Genomic DNA, 18470 nt, shown 5'->3' on the forward strand with positions numbered 1-18470 from the left:
CGGGCTTCGTTGAAAGGCGCTTGGTCAATGGCGTTTCCGTTTTCTACTTTGACTGCATGGTATCGAGCGGTCCCGTCGTGCGCGGCGTCAATTGCTTGCCTTCGGCCGTGGACACAATCCTTGTTTCCGCGGGATCGATGCAGGCGTTCATGCATGGCTTGGCCATCGTATCAGGTCTTGGATCGGTCCAGATGAAACTTTCGCGATTGGGCATTTTGACGGTGGGCAGGCTGGTCCTGTCGGCAACGAATTCATTTGGAACGATGTCGTTCAGGTTCAGAACATAGGCTGTCAAAGCATAAACGTCATCGGCTGACAATGTGTGGGGCGCAGGCATCGGCATGGCGCGGTTAATGTAATCCCATAAGGTCGGCGCAAACGGCCAGTAGCTGCCGACCGTCGGCTCGGGCCGTTCCCCCCTGAGCGTTCCCTGGCCGCCGACGAGCTTGGGATAGCGGCCTTCGCCTTCGCCGAAGGTTCCATGGCAGGCGGCGCACTGCTCGGCAAAGACCTCCGCGCCCCGTTCGACGGTGCCGCTGCCGGCGGGCAGGCCGACGCCGTCGTCTCCGCGCACGTCGATTTCCCATCCGGCGATCTGTTCGGGCGTGGCTTTGCTGCCATAAAAATACCGCCCGGGCTCTGCTGCGCCCGCGAAGGTGTCGGTGGCTAGGATCAGGCCCAAGACCGAGCCAAAGACCAGGCCAAAGCCGACCCGGAAGGAATGCTCACGCGAGCTGAACATCGAACACGCTCCCGTCAGGCTTGATCTGCCAGGTCTGGATCGAATTGTTGTGATAGACCGAATTCGTCCCGCGCTGCGTTCGCAGCTGCGCAATGGTCGGTTGCACGTAGCCGGTTTCGTCGATCGCCCGCGATTCCAGCAGCGCGGGCCGGCCATCCCAGTGCCAGGGTAGCGTGAATTTTGTCAGCGCCTTCGACAGTACCGGTTCATGCAGCCGTGCGGTCTGCCAGTTGACGCCGCCGTCGGTCGAGACGTCGACACGTTTGACCTTGCCATTGCCGGTCCACGCCAATCCCCTGATCTCATAGAGGCCTGGGCCACTGAGCGGCTTTTCCGGACAGGGGAATGTGATCACCGACTTGGCGTCGATCAGCCAGGTGAACCCGCGTGAGGTGCCGTCCGGCATCAGGTCGGTATATTTCGAAGTTTCTTCGCGGGAAAACCAGGGCTTGTCGCCAAGCTTGATCCGTCGCAGCCACTTGATGTTGACGTTGCCTTCCCAGCCCGGCACGACCAGCCGCAATGGGTAACCCTGTTCCGGCCGCAGCGCTTCGCCATTTTGTGCGTAGACCACGAGACAATCGTCGAGACATTTGTCGAGCGTCAGGCTGCGGTTCATGTGCGCGCCGTCGGCGCCCTCGACCATCGCCCATTTCGCTTCCTTCCTGACCCCGACCTCGTCGAGCAGGGTCGATAGCTTCACGCCGGTCCATTCCGCGCAACTGATCATGCCATGATTGAACTGCAGCGAGTTGACCTGCGCGGCGCGCCATTCCATGCCGCCATTGGCCGGGCATTCGATGAAATGGATGCGCGACGTTGATGGAAAGCGCACGATGTCCTTCATGGTGAGGACCAGCGGACGCTCGACCAGGCCATGGATCATCAATCGGTGCTGGTCGGGATCGATGTCTGGCCGTCCTGCATGATGGCGTTCGAAAAACAGGCCATTGGGCGTGATGATGCCGTGCAGGTCCTGCAACGGTGAAAAGCTGACGGAAGATTCGGCGCCTGCGGTCAGCCACGGGACGTTGCGCCTGATCACGCCGGCCTCGGTGTCGGCGGGCCTGCCATAGGGGCGATCGACCACGCCTGCGCCGATCGATTGCGACCAGGGCGCATCCGCGGGCGGGGAGGCGGCCGCGGGCTCAGCAAGGGCTGGCCTCGCACCGATCGCGAGGCTGCCGGTCAAGGCGGCGCCGAGACCCAGAAAGGAGCGTCGTCCGAGCGGCGTGCCGGCAACGTTCGACGATACAGATATGCTGCGCCAGCCGCTGGGCCGCATGTTTCTTTCCCTCCGCGGGCACATCGCCGCATCATTTATTGCTTTTTTTCAGGCGTATCGGCATTTGCTAATTTAGTCAATGCTAAATAACCGTGGGCGCGGTAAACTCGCACAGGCGCCTTGGTCGGCGCTGGTACCGACTGGAAATGAAGCGATGCGAGCGGCTGCGGCAAAAGGCACGACACCCACCAAGACCAGCGCTGACGACGCGGCTTCACTGAAGAAACTCGCCAAGCAGGCTGGTGCGGCCGCGCAACTTCTCAAATTGCTGGGTCACGAGAAGCGTCTGCTGGTTCTTTGTTTTCTGGCAGTTCGTGGCGAGATGACCGCCGGTGAACTCGTCGGCGTCGCCAAGCTCAGCCAGTCGGCGCTGTCTCAACACCTTGCAAAATTGCGCGCCGACGGCCTGGTTGAATTCCGGCGGGCGGCGCAGACGCTGCATTACCGCGTCGTCGACCAGCGTGCCTTGCGCGTCTTGCAATTGCTGAAGGAAATCTATTGCGGGGATCTGAAATGACGCGCCGCCTGGCGCGACTTTGGTTGCGGCCATCGCCCGCGGATACGGTATAAGACCGGCATGGCGGAATATGTCGTTGAATTCGGCAAGGATGGCCGGCCAGTCGAGCCCGATGGGCGGCTGGATGCGGCGGCGTTCCATCGCAACCATGGGCCGATCTGGGCGGTGCTGCAGAAATTCCTCGCCGGCAAATCCGGCGATGTGCTGGAGGCCGGCAGCGGTACCGGCCAGCATGTGGTTCATTTCGCGACGCACACGCCTGATATCACCTGGTGGCCGAGCGATACCAACGAGCGCCATCTGAGTAGCATCGCGGCTTGGCGTGCGCATGCAGGCCTGCCGAACATTCGTCCGCCCATGCCGATCGACTTGTCGGATCCTGCGTGGTGCCCAGCAATGCAGGACGGCAGCGGTCCCGGTGAATTGCTGGCGGTGTTCTGCGCCAACGTCGTTCACATCGCGCCATGGCGCGTGGCCCAGGGGTTGTTTGCCGGTGCGGCGCGATATCTGCGGCCGGGCGGGCGACTGTATCTCTACGGGCCGTTCAAGCGTGACGGCAAGCACACCGCGCTCTCTAACGCCGTGTTCGACACCAGCCTGCGCCAGCGCGATGCCGAATGGGGTGTGCGCGACATCGGAGAGCTCGGTGCATTGGCCGATCGTGTCGGCCTCGCGCTGGTCGAAACCGTGCAAATGCCCGCCAACAACATGATTCTGGTGTTTGCGCGACCACCAAAGGGTGACGCGGGGGCGATCACCGAGGGGTGACGCTGCGATCACCGAAGGGTGACGTTCGATCACCGAAGGGTGACGCTCACCAAAGGGTGACGCCGGTGCATAGCGCGCGCCCGTTTGCGTCGGTTGATCGGCTCGCCGCGCGTCTTCATAGTGCCGGAAATGATTCAAGGCTTCCTTCGTGGAAGGCCTGCCGGGCGGGAATGCCGATGTTGGATACGACAGCCACGCAAGAGATCGCTGACGACGCGCGGGCGCGCGCCAACGTGTTGCGGCTGGCCGCGGCGCAGGCGCTGACCGGCGCCAATTCGGCGGTGATTTTCGCCACCGGCTCGATCGTCGGCGCGACCTTGGCGCCGTCGATCTCGCTCGCGACCGTGCCGCTGTCGATGTACGTGCTCGGCCTTGCCGCCGGCACGCTGCCGACCGGCGCGATCTCGCGCGCCTATGGCCGCCGCGTCGCCTTCATCATCGGTACCTTCTGTGGCGTGCTGACCGGCGCGCTCGGCGCATTCGCGATCCTGCATGCATCGTTCTGGCTGTTTTGCGGCGCGACGTTCCTCGGGGGGCTCTATGGCGCGGTGTCGCAGTCCTATCGCTTCGCGGCGGCCGACGGCGCCAGCGCCGCGTTCCGGCCCAAGGCCGTATCGTGGGTGATGGCGGGCGGCGTGTTCGCCGGTGTGCTTGGTCCGCAACTCGTGCAGTGGACCATGGATATCTGGCCGCCGTACCTGTTCGCCTTTAGTTTCGTGATGCAGGCGCTGGTCGCGCTGGTGGCGATGGCGGTGCTGTCGGGCGTTGACGCGCCGAAGCCGGCGGCTGCCGATATGCACGGTGGCCGGCCGTTGTTCGAGATCGCGCGCCAGCCGCGCTTCATCGCCGCTGCCATGTGCGGGGTGATCGCCTATCCCATGATGAACCTGGTGATGACGTCGGCGCCGCTGGCGATGAAGATGTGCGGACTGACCGTCAGCGATTCCAACTTCGGCATTCAGTGGCACATCGTGGCGATGTACGGGCCGAGCTTCTTCACGGGTTCGCTGATCGCGCGCTTCGGTGCGCCGAGAATCGTTGCGCTCGGCCTGGTTCTCGAGGCGACGGGGGCGGCGATCGGGCTATCCGGTATCACCGCGATGCATTTCTGGGCGACGCTGTTCGTGCTCGGAATCGGCTGGAATTTCGCCTTTGTCGGCGCTTCCGCGCTGGTGCTGGAGACTCATCGGCCGCAGGAACGCAACAAGGTGCAGGCCTTCAACGATTTTCTGGTGTTCGGGATGATGGCGGTGGGCTCGTTCTCGTCTGGCCAGTTGCTGGCCCATTACGGCTGGTCCGCCGTCAACATGGTGGTGTTCCCGCCGGTGCTGCTCGGGCTCGGAATCTTGCTGTTTGCGTCGTTCGCCAGGCGGCGGGCGAGCGTGCAGGCGGTCGAGGAAATTCCCGAGCCGGCATTCGATTGATTCCATAGCGTTTCCAAGCGAAGTGGGGACCGGTTCGCGTGAAGGAAACGCGTCAAACATAGAAGCCAGGAGGTTCCATGCCGACGCGCGCCCGTCTCGATGAGTTCATTGCGGCCGTCGTCTCCGGCGACCATGACGGCGCCATCGAGCGCTATTACACCGAAGACGCCAGCATGCAGGAGAACGCCGCCCCGCCCAGGGTCGGCCGCGACGTGCTGGTGGCGCATGAGCGCGCCGCACTCGCGCGCGCCAAGAGCGTGACCTCGATCTGCGTGGCGTCGGTGGTCGAGGGCGACCGGGTCGCGATCAACTGGGTGTTCGAATTCGTCTATCATTCCGGCAAGACCGGACGGTTCGATGAAGTCGCATTGCAGGAATGGCGTGGCGACCGGATTTTCCGCGAGCGGTTCTTCTATGAACCGGCGAAGCCAAAGGCGGATAGCTGACAGCTGCTGACAGTTCGATGCGCGTCGAAGCGATGACCCTTGCACCTTTGAGGGTGGCTATCGACTTGCTGCAGTAGAAGCGCGAAGAACATCTTCGCGTGTGATCGCTGCTCAAGAGGGTTGATCGTTGGACGCTTCCAGTCACATCACGTTGGACGAAACCTCCATCCGCTATGACGGCTGGCGCATTGTCGTCGTCTGCTTCTTGCTGGCGACGTTCGGCTGGGGGCTCGGCTTCTACGGCCAGAGCGTCTATGTCGCCGAACTGCATCGGCTGCACGGCTGGCCGGCGTCGCTGATCTCGTCCGGCACGACCTTCTTCTACCTGTTCGGCGCGGCGCTGGTCGCTTTTGTCGCCGAGGCGATCAAGGCGTTCGGGCCGCGCAAGTGCCTGATCGCGGGCACCTTCGCGATGGCCGCGGCCGCGGTCGCGATCGGTCAGGTCAAAGAACCGTGGCAGCTTTTTCTCGCCAACGCGGTGCTGGCGTTCGGCTGGGCCGGCACCAGCCTCAGCATCATCAACAACACGCTCGGGCTCTGGTTCGACAAGAAGCGCGGCATGGCGATCAGCCTGGCCCTGAACGGCGCCAGCTTTGGCGGCATCGTCGGCGTGCCGCTGCTGGTAGCGGCGATCGGCTATTTCGGCTTTTCCGGCGCGATGATCGCGGCCGCCGTGGTGATGGTCGCGCTGATGGTGCCGGTGATCCTGATTTTCGTCGGACGACCGCCGGTCCACGCCTATATGAGTGCCGTAGCCGTGGCCGATGCGCCGTCGCCGACGCAGATCCGGGCGCGGGCGTTTCGCGATATCGGCTTCCTCTCGGTGTCGATCGCGTTCGCGCTGGTGCTGTTCGCGCAGGTCGGTTTCATCGTTCACCTGATCTCGTTTCTGGACTCGGGGATCGGGCGCGAGAAGGCAGCGCTAGCGGTAGCCGTCCTGACCGCGATGGCGGTGGTCGGCCGCGTATTGTTTTCCTTTGTGATCGACCGGCTCCATCAGCGGCTGGCGTCGTCGCTGTCGTTCATCAGCCAGGCCGGCGCGCTGCTGGTCCTGATCAACGTGCACAATGATATTGCCGTCATCGCGGCCTGCGCGGTGTTCGGATTTTCGGTCGGCAACCTGATCACGCTGCCGTCGCTGATCGTGCAGCGCGAGTTCGACCCGCGTTCGTTCGGCGTGCTGGTCAGCCTGATCACGGCGATCAACCAGATCACCTACGCGTTCGGCCCTGGCGTGGTCGGACTGCTGCGCGATATGTCCGGCAGTTACGCACTGCCGTTCTACGGCTGCATCGGGGTCGAGTTGACGGCTGCGGTGCTGGTTATGATGAGAGGAAGGAAGCCGTCATTGCGAGGAGCGTAGCGACGAAGCAATCCATCTTGCTGCACGAAGAAAGACTGGATTGCTTCGCGGCGCTCGCAATGACGGAAGGATTAGCTTTCCCTCTGTCGCAGCAAATCGTCGAGATCCAGCCGCTTCGTGAACATCGACAGCACACCGTCAGGCGTGCGCGGCCACTCTTCCTGCGGGCGATCGCGATAGAGCTCGACGCCGTTCTCGTCGGGGTCGCGCAAGTAAAGCGCCTCGCTGACGCCGTGGTCGCTGGCGCCGTCGAGCTGGATGCCGGCCTGCATCACCCGGTGCAGCGCATCCGCAAGCGCCGGGCGCGAGGGGTAGAGGATCGCGGTGTGGAACAGCCCGGTGGTGCCCGGCGGCGGCGGATGACCGCCCTTGCTCTCCCAGGTGTTGAGACCGATGTGGTGGTGATAGCCGCCGGCCGAAATGAACGCTGCGGCCGAGCCCATCTTTTGCATCACCTCGAAGCCGAGCACGCCGCAATAAAACCCCAGCGCGCGATCGAGATCGGCGACCTTGAGGTGAACATGCCCGATCCGCGTACCGGCAATGATGGGTGGATTTTCGGACATGGTGTCTCTCTATCTCTCTTGCGGGCATAGATCGCGCCTGAACGCGATCTATGCAGGGTTCATCCCTCACGCAAGGTCGGAGACTTCGCCCTCGGGCAGCCCGAACTCGAACGTGTTCAGCGTCATCGACACCATGGTGTAATAGCCGCACAGGCCGATGACTTCGACAACGCCGCGTTCGGTCAGCACTTTCACGGCCTCGTCGTACAGCGAGTTGGAGATGCCGTGGCCTTCGTGCAGCGACTTGGCGACCTCATAAATCAGCTGGCCTTTTGGATCGTCGAAGTCAGGCGTCCGGCGATCCCTGATATCGTCGATGATGTCAGGGTCCATGCCGCCTTTCAGCGCCAGCCGCTTGTGCGCAAACCATTCGTAATGCGAGGTCCAGTGCCGGGCGGTGACGAGGATCGCGATCTCTGACAGTTTCGCCGGAAAGATGGTGTTGAAGCGAAGTTGCTCGCCCAGCCGGGTGGCATGCTTGGCCATCGGGGGGCTGTTGAGCCAGGCCATCATCGGCGCCGGCGGGGCGCCGCGCTTGCCGGCGATCGACTCGTCGTAGGTTTCTTTTTGCTCGGCGTTCATTTCGCCTGGCGAAAGCAACTTCAGCCGCATGTCCGTTTCCCCTTGTTTTTCAATCGTTGCGCGCCCTGCGATACACCCGATCAGCCATCGTGACCACCGCGGCCAGAGCATGGCGCGGCGCAGAGACGTATTGAATTCCGCAATGCGATGGCTAAGGTCGATCCAACATTCCCACATGGAAACGCCGATATGTCCGATCTGGAAAATTTTCGCCGTGAGACCCGCACCTGGCTGGAGGCCAACTGCCCGCCGGAGATGCGCAAGCCGATGACGTCGGAAAGCGACACCTTCTGGGGTGGCCGCAACGCCAAGTTCTCGTCCGAGCCGCAGCGCGTCTGGTTCGAGCGGATGCGCGACAAGGGCTGGACCGTGCCGCATTGGCCAAAAGAATATGGCGGCGGCGGCCTCGATCCCGAGCAGGCCAAGATCGTGCGCCAAGAGATGGCGGCGATCGGCGCGCGGCAGCCGCTGGTCTCGTTCGGGATTTCCATGCTCGGGCCGGCGCTGCTGCACTACGGCACCGAGGCGCAGAAGAAAGCCTATCTGCCCGATATCACGGCGGGAAAAATCCGCTGGTGCCAGGGCTATTCCGAGCCGAATGCCGGATCGGACCTCGCCTCGCTGCAGACCCGCGCCGAGAGCGACGGCGACGATTTCGTCATCACCGGCCAGAAGATCTGGACGTCGTATGCGAACCATGCCGACTGGATCTTTTGCCTGGTGCGTACGGATGCGTCGGCGAAGAAGCACGACGGCATCAGCTTCATCCTGTTCGACATGACGTCGAAAGGCGTGACGACCAAGCCGATCCTGCTGATCTCCGGCTACTCGCCGTTCTGCGAAACCTTCTTCGACGGTGTACGCGTGCCGAAATCGCATGTGGTCGGCACCGTCAACCGCGGCTGGGATGTCGCAAAGTATCTGCTGCAGCACGAACGCGCGATGATCTCGGGGATGGGCGAGCGTGGCGTCGGCCGGCCGCTCGGCCAGGTCGCCGCCGACTCCGTCGGCACCGACGAGCAGGGCCGGCTGGAGGATTCCATGCTGCGCAGCCAGATTTCGACTTTCGAGATCGACGAGGCGGCGCTGTCGGCAGCGGCGGAGCGCGCGGTCGATCTTGCCAAGGCCGGCCAGTCGCATCCGGCGTTTTCCTCGGCGATGAAGTATTACGGCACCGAGCTCAACAAGCGCCGCTACGAAATCCTGATGTCGGCCGGCGGCGCCGATGCGCTGGAATGGGAAAGCGAACGCTCGCGCGGCGGCGCCCGCCCGCGCGCCTGGCTGCGCACCAAGGCCAATTCGATCGAGGGCGGCACCTCAGAGGTGATGCTCGGTATCGTCGCCAAGCGCATCCTCGATTTGCCGGGGGCGTAGGCATCAGTCGTTCCGGGGCGGCGCGAAGCGTCGAACCCGGAACCTCGAGATTCCGGGTTCGCGTCTTTCGACGCGCCCCGGAATGACGACCAAATAAATTTACGTAACGTCTGAACCGGAATCCCACCAATGGCACTCGTCCTCACCGAAGAACAATCCATGCTGCGCGACAGCGCGCGCGGCCTCATCAGCGACAAGGCGCCGGTGTCGCATCTGCGGCAACTGCGCGACGCCAAGGACGCTACGGGATTCTCCCGCGACCTCTGGAAGGCATTTGCCGAGATGGGCTTTGCCGGCCTGCTGGTGCCGGAGAATTTCGGCGGCAGCGGGCTCGGCTGCGTCGAGGCCGGCGTGGTGATGGAGGAAATCGGCCGCACCCTGATGCCGTCGCCGTTTCTGTCGACCGCGGTGCTGGCCGCTTCCGCGCTGTCGCGCGGCGGCAGCGAGGCGCAGAAGTCTCAGCATCTGCCGAAAATTTCCGACGGCTCGCTGCTGGCCGCGTTCGCGGTTGACGAAGGCGCCAAGCATCGCCCGCTGCAAATCAAGTTGCAGGCGGTGCGTTCCGGCAACGGGTTCAAGTTGAACGGCGCCAAGGCCTTCGTGGTCGATGGCCACACCGCCGATCTCTTGATCGTGGCGGCGCGCAGCGGCGGCGCCGTCGGCGAGCGCGACGGGCTGACGCTGTTCCTGGTCGATCCCAAGGCCAAGGGCATTGCGATCGAACGTACTGCGATGGTGGACTCGCATAATGCGGCGCGGATCGAATTCGCTGATGTCGAGGTCAACGCCGATCACGTGCTCGGCGAGGTCGATCAGGGCGGGGTGCTGCTGGAAGGCCTGCTCAATATCGGCCGTGGCGCGGTGGCGTCGGAAATGGTGGGCCTCAGCGAAGAAGTGTTCGGCCGCACCGTTACCTATCTGAAAGAGCGCAAGCAATTTGGCAAATTGATCGGCGAATTCCAGGCGCTGCAGCACCGCGCCGCCGAGCTCTATATCGATATCGAGATCACGCGCGCCGCGGTGTTGAAGGCGCTGCAGACGCTCGACGGCGATTTCGATCACGCCAGTGCTGCGGTCGCGGTCGCCAAGGCCCGCGCCGGCACGTCCGCGACGCGGGCGGTGCAGGAAGGCGTGCAGATGCATGGCGGCATGGGCATGACCGACCAGTTCGACATCGGCTTCTTCATGAAGCGCGCGCGGGTCTGCCAGGAATTGTTCGGGGACAGCAATTACCACGCCGATCAGTTGGCGCGGATGAAGAGCTATTGAGGCCGCGTCAAGCACCGCTGTCATCGCCCGGCTTGACCGGGCGACCCAGTATTCCAGAGACGTCTGAGGTCGAACCGAACGGCCGCGGCGTACTGGATCACCCGCTTTCGCGGGTGATGACGAGTTGTGCGGGTGGCGGCAGCCTTACCTGATCGGCGGGGCGTACTGGATGCCGCCGGCGCTCCACAGCGAATTCAGGCCGCGGGGAATCTTCAACCGCGATCCCGAACCGACGTTGCGCTCGTAGACCTCGCCGTAATTGCCGACGTGGCGGATGATGCGGACGGCCCAGTCCTTGGGCAGGCCGAGGTCTTCGCCGTAGGTGCCTTCGGTGCCGACCAGCCGCATCACGTCCGGCTTCTTCGACTTCAGCGCCTCGTCGATGTTCTTCGAGGTGACGCCGAGCTCCTCGGCGTTGATCATCGCATATAGCGTCCACTTCACCAGCATCATCCAGTCGTCGTCGCGCTGACGCACCACGGGAGCCAGCGGCTCCTTGGAGATGACGTCCGGCAGGATGGCGTGGTCGGCCGGCTGGGTCAGGTTCAGCCGCAGCGCGTAGAGCTGGGAAATGTCGGCGGTGAAGGTGTCGCACTTGCCGGACTCGTAGGCCTTGACCACCTCTTCCAGCTTCGGAAACTTCATCTCCGTGTATTTCATGTTGTTGGCGCGGAAATAGTCCGCAAGGTTCAGCAGCGTGGTGGTGCCGTCCTGGACGCAAACCTTGCTGCCGTTCAGGTCCAGCGCGGAATCGATCTTGCGTGACTGCGGCAGCATGAAGCCCTGGCCGTCATAATAGGCGACCGCGGGGAAATAGAGGTCATAATTGGTCTCGCGCGACATGCTCCAGGTCGAATTGCGCGAGAGGATGTCGACCGTGCGGTTCTGCAGCTCCTTGAAGCGCTCGCTGGCGTCCAGCGGCACGAACTTCGCCTTCTTCGGATCGTCGAAGATCGCCGCCGCCACCGCGCGGCAGAAATCGACGTCGAAGCCGGCCCAGTCGCCCTTGTCGTCGGGGGCCGAGAAGCCGGGCAGGCCCCTGTTGACGCCGCACAGCACTTCGCCGCGGCGGAGCGTTCGCTTCAGGGTCTTGGTGTCATAGCGCTCATAGGTGATGGCGCCGGCCAGGATCGCGGCTGCGACCGCCAGACCAATCAGGAGGCCGCCTCGAAATGTACGTAGCATTTTCTAACTCACCAATTTCAGGGAAATGGATCGGCTAACAGATGGATCGGAAGAGATCGGCCAGCAGAGCGCTGGCGTCGCCGTTACAGTTCCGGCTTCTGCCGGATGATCACCTTGGTGCCGACCGGAACGCGCTCATAGAGGTCGGCGACGTCGGAATTGACCAGCCGGAAGCAGCCGGAGGAGACGGCCGTGCCGATGGTGTCGGGCCGGTTGGTGCCGTGAATGCGATAGACGGTGGTGCCGAGATACATCGCGCGCGCGCCGAGCGGGTTGCCCGGTCCGCCGGCCATGAAGCGCGGCAGATAGGGCTGGCGCTGGATCATTTCCGGCGGCGGCGTCCAGTCCGGCCATTCCTTCTTCTGCGTGATGTTCACCAGCCCTTGCCACGTAAATCCGTCGCGGCCGACGCCGATGCCGTAGCGCAGCGCGCGGCCATTGCCCTGGATCAGATAGAGATGGCGCTCCGCGGTGGAGATGATGATGGTGCCGGCCGGTTCGTTGGTGCGATAGAGCACGGCCGTCTTCCTGTACTCCGGATCCAGCTCGACCGAGTCGTCTGCCAGCAACCCCGGCTGGTCGCCAACGTCGGGCTGGCGCAATTGCGCCTGACTCTGCGAGGCCGAAAGGATCAGACCGGCTGTTGCGATCAACATCCAGATCAGGTGCCGAAACTTCGTCATCGCGGAGTTCTCCTTCGTGGCGGTTTGGGCCCAACCAGCCGAGTTTGGCCAAATCAGCGGAACCATCAAATCTCAGGGCCAGCTTGATGGCAAGTTTAGGGCGAATGTGGCGGATAGGTCGCTGAAATACCTTCTATTTTTGTCGAACCACTGATTTCATGGGGGTGTCACGATCCGCTCATTTCGGCGCGATCCACAGCCGCAGGCCAAATGAGATCAGGGCGACGGTGCCGACCCCGCCGAGCCAGAGGGCTGCGAGCCAGAGCAGGCGCTGCGCCAGCGAGCGCGGATTTGGCTCCGGTGGCGGCGTCAATGGTAGCCGCTTTCGGGCTTCACCTTGCCGCGGAACACCCAATAGGCCCACGCGGTGTAGCCCAGGATCAACGGCACCAGCACGGCGACGCCGAACAGCATGAAGATCTGGCTGTTCTCGGGCGAGGCCGCGTGCCAGATCGTGATGCTCTGCGGCACGATATAGGGGTACATGCTGATGCCGAGGCCGGCATAGGACAGCGCGAACAGCGCCAGCGTCAGGAAGAACGGCTGGTAGTCGTATTTGTTGGCGAGGCTGCGCAGCAGCAACACCGTGACGCCGGCCACCGCGATCGGCACCGGTGCGGTCAGGATGACATTCGGCCAGGCAAACCAGCGCTGGGTGTACTGAACGTGCAGGAACGGCGTGGCGATGCTGACGGCACCGATCGCGCCGAGCATCGCGAGCAGCAGCAGCCAGCTCAGGTGATAGGCGCGATCACGCAACGCGCCTTCGGTCTTCATGACAAGCCACGTCGCGCCCAATAGCGCATAGCCGATGACGAGCGCAGCCCCCGTCAGGATGCTGAACGGCGTCAGCCAGTCCCACCAGCCGCCGGCATAATGCCGTCCGTCGACATGCACACCCTGCAGGATGGCGCCGAGCGCGATGCCCTGCGCCAGCGTCGCCAGCAGCGACCCGCCGGCAAAGGCGATGTCCCAGCGATTGCGGCCGGTTTGCGACGTCCGCCAGCGGAACTCAAAGGCGACGCCGCGGAACACCAGCCCGAGCAGCATCGCAATGACAGGCGTGTACAGCGCCGGCATCAGCACCGCATAGGCCAGCGGGAACGCCGCCATCATGCCGCCGCCGCCGAGCACCAGCCAGGTCTCGTTGCCGTCCCAGACCGGCGCGACGCTGTTCATGATGACGTCGCGGTCGGCCTTTTGCGGAAACAGCGGAAACAGGATGCCGAGGCCGAGATCGAAGCCGTCCATCACCACATAGACGAACACGGCAAAGGCGATGATGAAGGCCCAGATGGTGGGAAGATCGATCGGGATCATCGCGCGGCTCCTTCGGGAACGGCGCCCGCGGCGGGCGTGATGCCGGCGGCGCGCGCCGGGATGTCGCTGCGCGGTCCCTGTTCGCCGTGATGCGGCGGGGAGGCCATCAGGCGCAGGATGTAGATCACGCCGGCCGCGAACACCGCGAAGTAGACGATGATGAAGGCGATCAGCGACGATGCCACCGCAGGTGCCGCCAGCGGGGAAGCCGATTCAACCGTGCGCAACAGGCCGTACACCGTGAACGGCTGCCGTCCGGTCTCGGTGGTGATCCACCCGGCCAGCACGGCGATGAAGCCGGCGGGGCCCATTGCCATCGCGAACATATGCAGCAGCCGCGTTTCATAGAGTTTGCCGCGCAGGCGCATCAGCAGGCTGAACAGGCCGAGCCCCATGATCAGGAATCCCAACCCGACCATGACGCGGAACGACCAGAACGTGATCGGCACCGGCGGCCAGTTCTCGCGCGGCACGGTATCGAGGCCGGCGAGCGGCGCATCGAGCGAATGCTTGAGAATCAGCGAACCCAGCTTCGGCACTTCGATGGCATAGTCGACCTTGCCCGCGGTCTGGTTGGGCCAGCCGAACAGGATCAGCGGCGCGCCGTCCTTGTGACTCTGGAAATGACCCTCCATCGCCATGATCTTGGTCGGCTGATGCTCCAGCGTGTTGAGCCCGTGCTGGTCGCCGGCCAGAATCTGGATCGGCGCCACTAACGTCGCCATCCACATCGCCATCGAGAACATCACGCGGGCGCCGGCGAGGTGGCGGTCTCGCAGCAGATGAAACGCGCCGACTGCGCCGACCACCAGCGCAGTGGTGAGGTAGGCCGCCAGCACCATGTGCACGAGCCGGTACGGGAATGACGGGTTGAAGATCAGCTTGAACCAGTCGGCGGCGACGAATTGCCCGTCGGCATTGATGGCGTAGCCGGTAGGCGTCTGCATCCAGGAGTTGGCGGACAGAATCCAGAACGCCGAAATCAGCGTGCCGATCGCGACCATCAGCGTCGCCAGGAAATGCAGGCGGTGGCCGACCCGTTCGAGGCCGAACAGCATGACGCCGAGGAAGCCCGCTTCCAGGAAAAACGCGGTCAGCACCTCATACGCCATCAGCGGACCGATCACCGGACCGGTCTTGTCCGAGAAGGCCGACCAGTTGGTGCCGAACTGGTAGGACATCACGATGCCCGACACCACGCCCATGCCGAAGGCCACCGCGAAGATCTTGAGCCAGTAATTGAAGAGGTTGATGAAGACCTCGCGCCTGGTCGCGAGCCATAGCGCTTCGAGCACCGCCAGATAGCTGGCGAGCCCGATCGAGAAGGCGGGGAATATGATGTGGAACGACATCGTGAAGGCGAACTGCGCCCGGGCCAATACGACCGCATCCCAACCTTCGAACATCGCGCACCGTCCGTCGTAGCCCCAGCGTGCAGCCTAGCATGGGGGATGCGGCAACAGTACCGCGCCTTTTGCAGCAGAGGTCCGCTATCCGGTCGGTATTCCGGCATCCGGAGGGCTTTTGAGACGCCGAATGATTTCTGCGCGCACGGCCTGTGCGCCGTTTTCATCGTGCCTGGTTGGGCTGTGGAAGGTCTGGCCCGTGTGCAGGCGGATCTTGACGGTAAAAGTCTGGCCCCTGGTACTGGACTTGTCGACATCGATGCCGGCGACGTCGCCTGACCTGATCGTTTCGGCAAATAGCCGGCCGTTCCACGAAATCCGTTCGATGCGCATATCGCCATGCCGGACGATCCAGCGCGTGCCGGAAAGCCGGTGCGTGTAGCGATAGAGCGAAATGGCAACGATCAGGCCGAGCGGCAAAAGCAGTCCGAGCGCCAGTTCCGACTCGCCGATCCCGAACGCGACGAGAAACGGGAGGCTGCAAAGGGTAGCCAGAAGCGGCACGGCCATTCGAATGAGCCAACCGACATCGAGACTGACCGGCGAGCGAAGAACGATCTCGGTGTTGGCGGCATCGAACGGATTGTCGACGAATGCGGTGTCAGGAAGGTCAAGCAACCGCGCAACCATCGCGGCGGTTTCGTTGACGCGCGTGATGTCGGGCAGCGGCGGCGAGACCAGAACGTCTCCTGATGCAAGCGTGCATCGCAGGCTGAAACTTTTGGGATAGCTGAATCTGCTCTTGCAGACGCTGACATCGGCGATGTCGTGAATGCCGATCAGTCGCTTGCGGACCTGTCCCATCGGGTGCTGCTCGCCGATCGCGATGCCGTCGGGCGTAACGATCCAGACCACGTTGCTTTCGAGTGCGGCAACGCCGATCAGGAATACCCCAAGCGGCACCGCCCAGAACGCAGCGGCGAGTGGCGGCCCGCCCGAAGCCCAGGTCACAAGGCCTGGAACGACGATCAGCAGCACCGCGCCGCCGGAGCCCGCCCAGACCAGCCTTTCGCTGAGCGAGGATCCCCTGCGCAGCCGAACTTCATGTGGGTTTGTCGCGGCATCCATTGTCTGCGGCAAACATCACGGCCGGCTCGACCACGTCAAGCGGCAAAAGCGTGCGGTAGCAACGCGGCAAGTCAAAGCCGCGTGTGTAGATAGTGCTTCGCCTTTTCGACAGAGGCGCTCTACCCGGTCGAAACCGTAACGACCTTGGAGGCGCTCAATCGCCGCGCGATCTCGGCGCGCAAGGCTTCGGCTTCATCTCTGCCGGCCAATTCCGGGCTCCGGATTTTCTTTCCGTTACGAAGTCTGACCGCGACGACATGGCGATTATCTTCGGTATAGCCGCTCTCGACCGTAATCGTCTCGACATCGCTACCACGAAGCGTCTCGGCTTCCGGCTCGCCCCACAATGAAAGCCGCTCGACCCTGATTTCGCCGTCGCGGACAATCCAGAACGTTCCGGCCATCCGATAGGCGTACCTGAACAACACAGCCGCCACGATGAGGCCGAGCGACCAGACGCCTATTCCGAGAGCAGACAGCTCTCCGTTCCAGAGTGCATGGACGAACGGAAAGCTCAGGACGAGGGTAAGAAGCACGATCAAGACCCTGTGGCCGGCGCCCCTTCTCGACTCGACCGGCTGGCCGAGGCGTATGGCGGCATTGCTGGCATCGAGCGGGTTCTCCGCCGGATCGAGATCGGGAAGGGCAAGCAGGCGGGCGATGCTGCTGCCAATTTCGTGCACCCGGGTGACGTCAGGAATAGGCGGCGAAGTCAATATGTCGCCCGAATGGAGTTTGAATGCGAGAAGAAAGCTCGGGATGTCGTGTTTTTGGAGGTGCATCTCCGAGATTTCATCGCTTCGGATCAGCCGTCTGTGCAGCGGTCCTGAAGGGCGCTGCTCGTCAATCAAGATTTCGCCGGGCGTAATAATCCAGACGACGTGGCGTTCGAGAATGACGGCACCGAGCAAGGCGCATCCAAATAGCAGCGCAACGATGCCGCCGATCCCGGGCCATTGACCGTGAGTCACGGCAACAAGGTCTGGTATGGAAAACAAACAGATCAATCCGGCAAAACCCGCGAGGACGAGCCGGTCGCGGAGCGATTTGCCCTTGGTCAGCCTTATTTCGTTTCTGTTAACCGGAGCATCCATCTTCGGCCGCAAGCATCATGATCGGCCCGGTCGCGTCAAGCGACCAATTGTACGGCGGAAATGTAACAAGCCGGAGTTGCTGGATCAGGCCTCAAGCTCGCAGCGATTCAAGGATCATTCGTTGTGGCTTATTCGGTTGTTGTCCCCAAACGCAAAGCGACCCGGCTGGGGGGCATCCCGGCCGGGTCGTTGGAGGTAACTTGGGAGGTTGAAGATCGGTCAGTCAGAATTTCAGAGTAGAAACGGTCTCAGCGGAGGTTGGTTCCGCTGTCGGCGGAGATCACGCAGACCTCCTGGGGGCTCTTGGTGCTGCAGTCGATCACCTGCTCATGGACCACGGTGACGCCGGCATCGCGCTGGGCGCGGGGCGAGACGTTCTGGGCAGACAGCGAGGCGAGGGTGCAGACGGCGCCGAGCGGGATAATGAAGAGGCGGAAGGACGGCTTCAGCATGTTCGCTCTCCTGTTCGGCGTTGGTGTTGCGTTGTTGAGTTAAGGGTATAGGGGCTGAGTTTTTCCGCCTGATGTCGTCGATTGTTTCATTTGTTTCGTCGGAATTAATCTTTGTCCGTCGAAACCTGCCCGTTCTCCGCTCCCGATACCCAATTAATCGATTGAAATTGCTGTATTTTATGCAGCGAGGCTGTCGACGCCGGCGCCCTTAAGCAAGTCGGCCAATTGCTTGCGGGCGTAGAACATCCGGGTCTTCACCGTGCTCTGCGGGATGCCGATGATCGCGCCGGCCTCTTCGACCGACTTCTCGTGATAGTAGACGAGGTTGATGATCTCGCGGTGGGCCGGTGACAGCTTGGCGACACAGGCGCGCAGGATCGCGCTGGTGTTGCTGCGGTCGAGCGACGCTTCCGGCGTGTCGGCGCCATCGGCGATCTCGAGCACGTCGTCCTGGTCGATATCCTCATGCTTGCGCTGGCGCAGTGCAGTCAGCGCCTTGAAGCGGGCGATCGACAACAGCCAGGTCGAAACCTGGGAGCGGCCTTCGAACTGGCTGGCGGTCCGCCAGACGTCGAGGAACACCTGGCTGACCAGGTCTTCGGCCAGCGTGGTGTCGCGCACCATCCGCAGCACGAAGCGGTAAACCCGGACGTTATGACGGGAGTAAAGCACATGCATCGCGGTACGGCCGCCTTCGGCAATACTCTCCAGCAGCATCTCATCAGAAGTCGCGCGGGCCGCGACGATCGACTTGCGGGCTGCAGCGTTGATGGCGATGACGTTCGGCATGACAGGCTCCCAATTCGCCGCTTGGCGGCGGTTCGTTGGGAGGATTGATAGATAGTCAACGTTTCGGGACGTCTGCACCAAAAGGGAAAAATGGTTTCGTGCCGGGGAGAATTGTTTCGTCGCGGGGCCCACGACGA

The 18470-nt window shown here is 63.0% G+C and carries 20 protein-coding genes; 7 read left to right on the forward strand and 13 right to left on the reverse strand.

Features of this window, described 5'->3' with window-relative positions:
* Positions 1-43: 43 nt before the first annotated feature.
* Positions 44-742: a c-type cytochrome gene (locus BLS26_RS19745; RefSeq protein WP_092513859.1), complete on the reverse strand. Its 699-nt coding sequence runs from the start codon at positions 740-742 to the stop codon at positions 44-46.
* Positions 726-2027 (reverse strand): sulfite dehydrogenase, encoded by a 1302-nt coding sequence (gene soxC, locus BLS26_RS19750; protein WP_092513861.1) that lies wholly within the window; start codon positions 2025-2027, stop codon positions 726-728. The genes BLS26_RS19745 and soxC overlap by 17 nt, the downstream gene beginning before the upstream one ends.
* A 154-nt stretch (positions 2028-2181) precedes the next feature.
* On the opposite strand from soxC, the gene BLS26_RS19755 reads away from it, so the two are divergent.
* The 5 genes from BLS26_RS19755 to BLS26_RS19775 all read left to right on the forward strand — a co-directional run bounded on the left by BLS26_RS19755 (position 2182) and on the right by BLS26_RS19775 (position 6545).
* Positions 2182-2544, forward strand: a complete 363-nt coding sequence (locus BLS26_RS19755) for a helix-turn-helix transcriptional regulator (RefSeq protein WP_092513863.1) — start codon at positions 2182-2184, stop codon at positions 2542-2544.
* Positions 2545-2604: 60 nt separating this feature from the next.
* The gene (locus BLS26_RS19760) at positions 2605-3312 is read left to right on the forward strand and encodes a DUF938 domain-containing protein (RefSeq protein ID WP_092513865.1); all 708 of its coding nucleotides are present in this window, start codon (positions 2605-2607) and stop codon (positions 3310-3312) included.
* Between the two features lie 176 nt (positions 3313-3488).
* Positions 3489-4736: an MFS transporter gene (locus BLS26_RS19765; protein ID WP_172804639.1), complete on the forward strand. Its 1248-nt coding sequence runs from the start codon at positions 3489-3491 to the stop codon at positions 4734-4736.
* Between the two features lie 77 nt (positions 4737-4813).
* Positions 4814-5182 (forward strand): nuclear transport factor 2 family protein, encoded by a 369-nt coding sequence (locus BLS26_RS19770; protein ID WP_092513869.1) that lies wholly within the window; start codon positions 4814-4816, stop codon positions 5180-5182.
* A 127-nt stretch (positions 5183-5309) separates the two neighbouring features.
* A complete protein-coding gene (locus BLS26_RS19775) occupies positions 5310-6545 on the forward strand; it encodes an MFS transporter (protein ID WP_092513871.1) in 1236 nt (411 codons plus the stop codon).
* Positions 6546-6616: 71 nt separating this feature from the next.
* On the opposite strand, the gene BLS26_RS19780 is transcribed toward BLS26_RS19775, so the two are convergent.
* Both BLS26_RS19780 and BLS26_RS19785 read right to left on the reverse strand, forming a co-directional pair.
* Positions 6617-7111, reverse strand: a complete 495-nt coding sequence (locus tag BLS26_RS19780; protein ID WP_092513873.1) for a VOC family protein — start codon at positions 7109-7111, stop codon at positions 6617-6619.
* Positions 7112-7177: 66 nt separating this feature from the next.
* On the reverse strand, positions 7178-7723 hold the full coding sequence (locus BLS26_RS19785) for a carboxymuconolactone decarboxylase family protein (protein WP_092513875.1): 546 nt from the start codon (positions 7721-7723) through the stop codon (positions 7178-7180).
* Between the two features lie 159 nt (positions 7724-7882).
* On the opposite strand from BLS26_RS19785, the gene BLS26_RS19790 reads away from it, so the two are divergent.
* Together BLS26_RS19790 and BLS26_RS19795 are read left to right on the forward strand one after the other, a co-directional pair.
* Positions 7883-9067, forward strand: coding sequence for an acyl-CoA dehydrogenase family protein (locus tag BLS26_RS19790; protein WP_092513877.1), 1185 nt, complete (start codon positions 7883-7885; stop codon positions 9065-9067).
* A gap of 129 nt (positions 9068-9196) precedes the next feature.
* Positions 9197-10336 (forward strand): acyl-CoA dehydrogenase family protein, encoded by a 1140-nt coding sequence (locus tag BLS26_RS19795; protein ID WP_092513879.1) that lies wholly within the window; start codon positions 9197-9199, stop codon positions 10334-10336.
* A 144-nt stretch (positions 10337-10480) separates the two neighbouring features.
* On the opposite strand, the gene BLS26_RS19800 is transcribed toward BLS26_RS19795, so the two are convergent.
* The 9 genes from BLS26_RS19800 to BLS26_RS19840 form a co-directional block, all read right to left on the reverse strand.
* Complete coding sequence (locus BLS26_RS19800) at positions 10481-11521, reverse strand: amino acid ABC transporter substrate-binding protein (protein ID WP_092513881.1); 1041 nt, start codon at positions 11519-11521, stop codon at positions 10481-10483.
* An 83-nt stretch (positions 11522-11604) separates the two neighbouring features.
* Positions 11605-12204, reverse strand: coding sequence for a L,D-transpeptidase (locus tag BLS26_RS19805; RefSeq protein WP_092518281.1), 600 nt, complete (start codon positions 12202-12204; stop codon positions 11605-11607).
* A 178-nt stretch (positions 12205-12382) separates the two neighbouring features.
* Positions 12383-12517, reverse strand: a complete 135-nt coding sequence (locus BLS26_RS19810; protein ID WP_092513883.1) for a DUF2474 domain-containing protein — start codon at positions 12515-12517, stop codon at positions 12383-12385.
* The gene (cydB, locus tag BLS26_RS19815; RefSeq protein WP_092513885.1) at positions 12514-13524 is read right to left on the reverse strand and encodes a cytochrome d ubiquinol oxidase subunit II; all 1011 of its coding nucleotides are present in this window, start codon (positions 13522-13524) and stop codon (positions 12514-12516) included. The genes BLS26_RS19810 and cydB overlap by 4 nt, the downstream gene beginning before the upstream one ends.
* Positions 13521-14930, reverse strand: coding sequence for a cytochrome ubiquinol oxidase subunit I (locus BLS26_RS19820; protein ID WP_092513887.1), 1410 nt, complete (start codon positions 14928-14930; stop codon positions 13521-13523). Before BLS26_RS19820 ends, cydB begins: the two co-directional genes overlap by 4 nt.
* A gap of 84 nt (positions 14931-15014) precedes the next feature.
* Positions 15015-15998 (reverse strand): hypothetical protein, encoded by a 984-nt coding sequence (locus BLS26_RS19825; protein WP_092513889.1) that lies wholly within the window; start codon positions 15996-15998, stop codon positions 15015-15017.
* Between the two features lie 119 nt (positions 15999-16117).
* Positions 16118-17092 carry a hypothetical protein gene (locus BLS26_RS19830; RefSeq protein WP_157676503.1) on the reverse strand — a complete coding sequence of 325 codons (975 nt, stop codon included), beginning with the start codon at positions 17090-17092 and terminating at the stop codon, positions 16118-16120.
* A gap of 248 nt (positions 17093-17340) precedes the next feature.
* Positions 17341-17544: a hypothetical protein gene (locus BLS26_RS19835; RefSeq protein WP_092513893.1), complete on the reverse strand. Its 204-nt coding sequence runs from the start codon at positions 17542-17544 to the stop codon at positions 17341-17343.
* A gap of 177 nt (positions 17545-17721) precedes the next feature.
* Positions 17722-18333 (reverse strand): sigma-70 family RNA polymerase sigma factor, encoded by a 612-nt coding sequence (locus BLS26_RS19840; protein ID WP_092513895.1) that lies wholly within the window; start codon positions 18331-18333, stop codon positions 17722-17724.
* Positions 18334-18470: the final 137 nt, after the last annotated feature.

Source organism: Afipia sp. GAS231 (assembly GCF_900103365.1).
GTDB lineage: Bacteria > Pseudomonadota > Alphaproteobacteria > Rhizobiales > Xanthobacteraceae > Bradyrhizobium.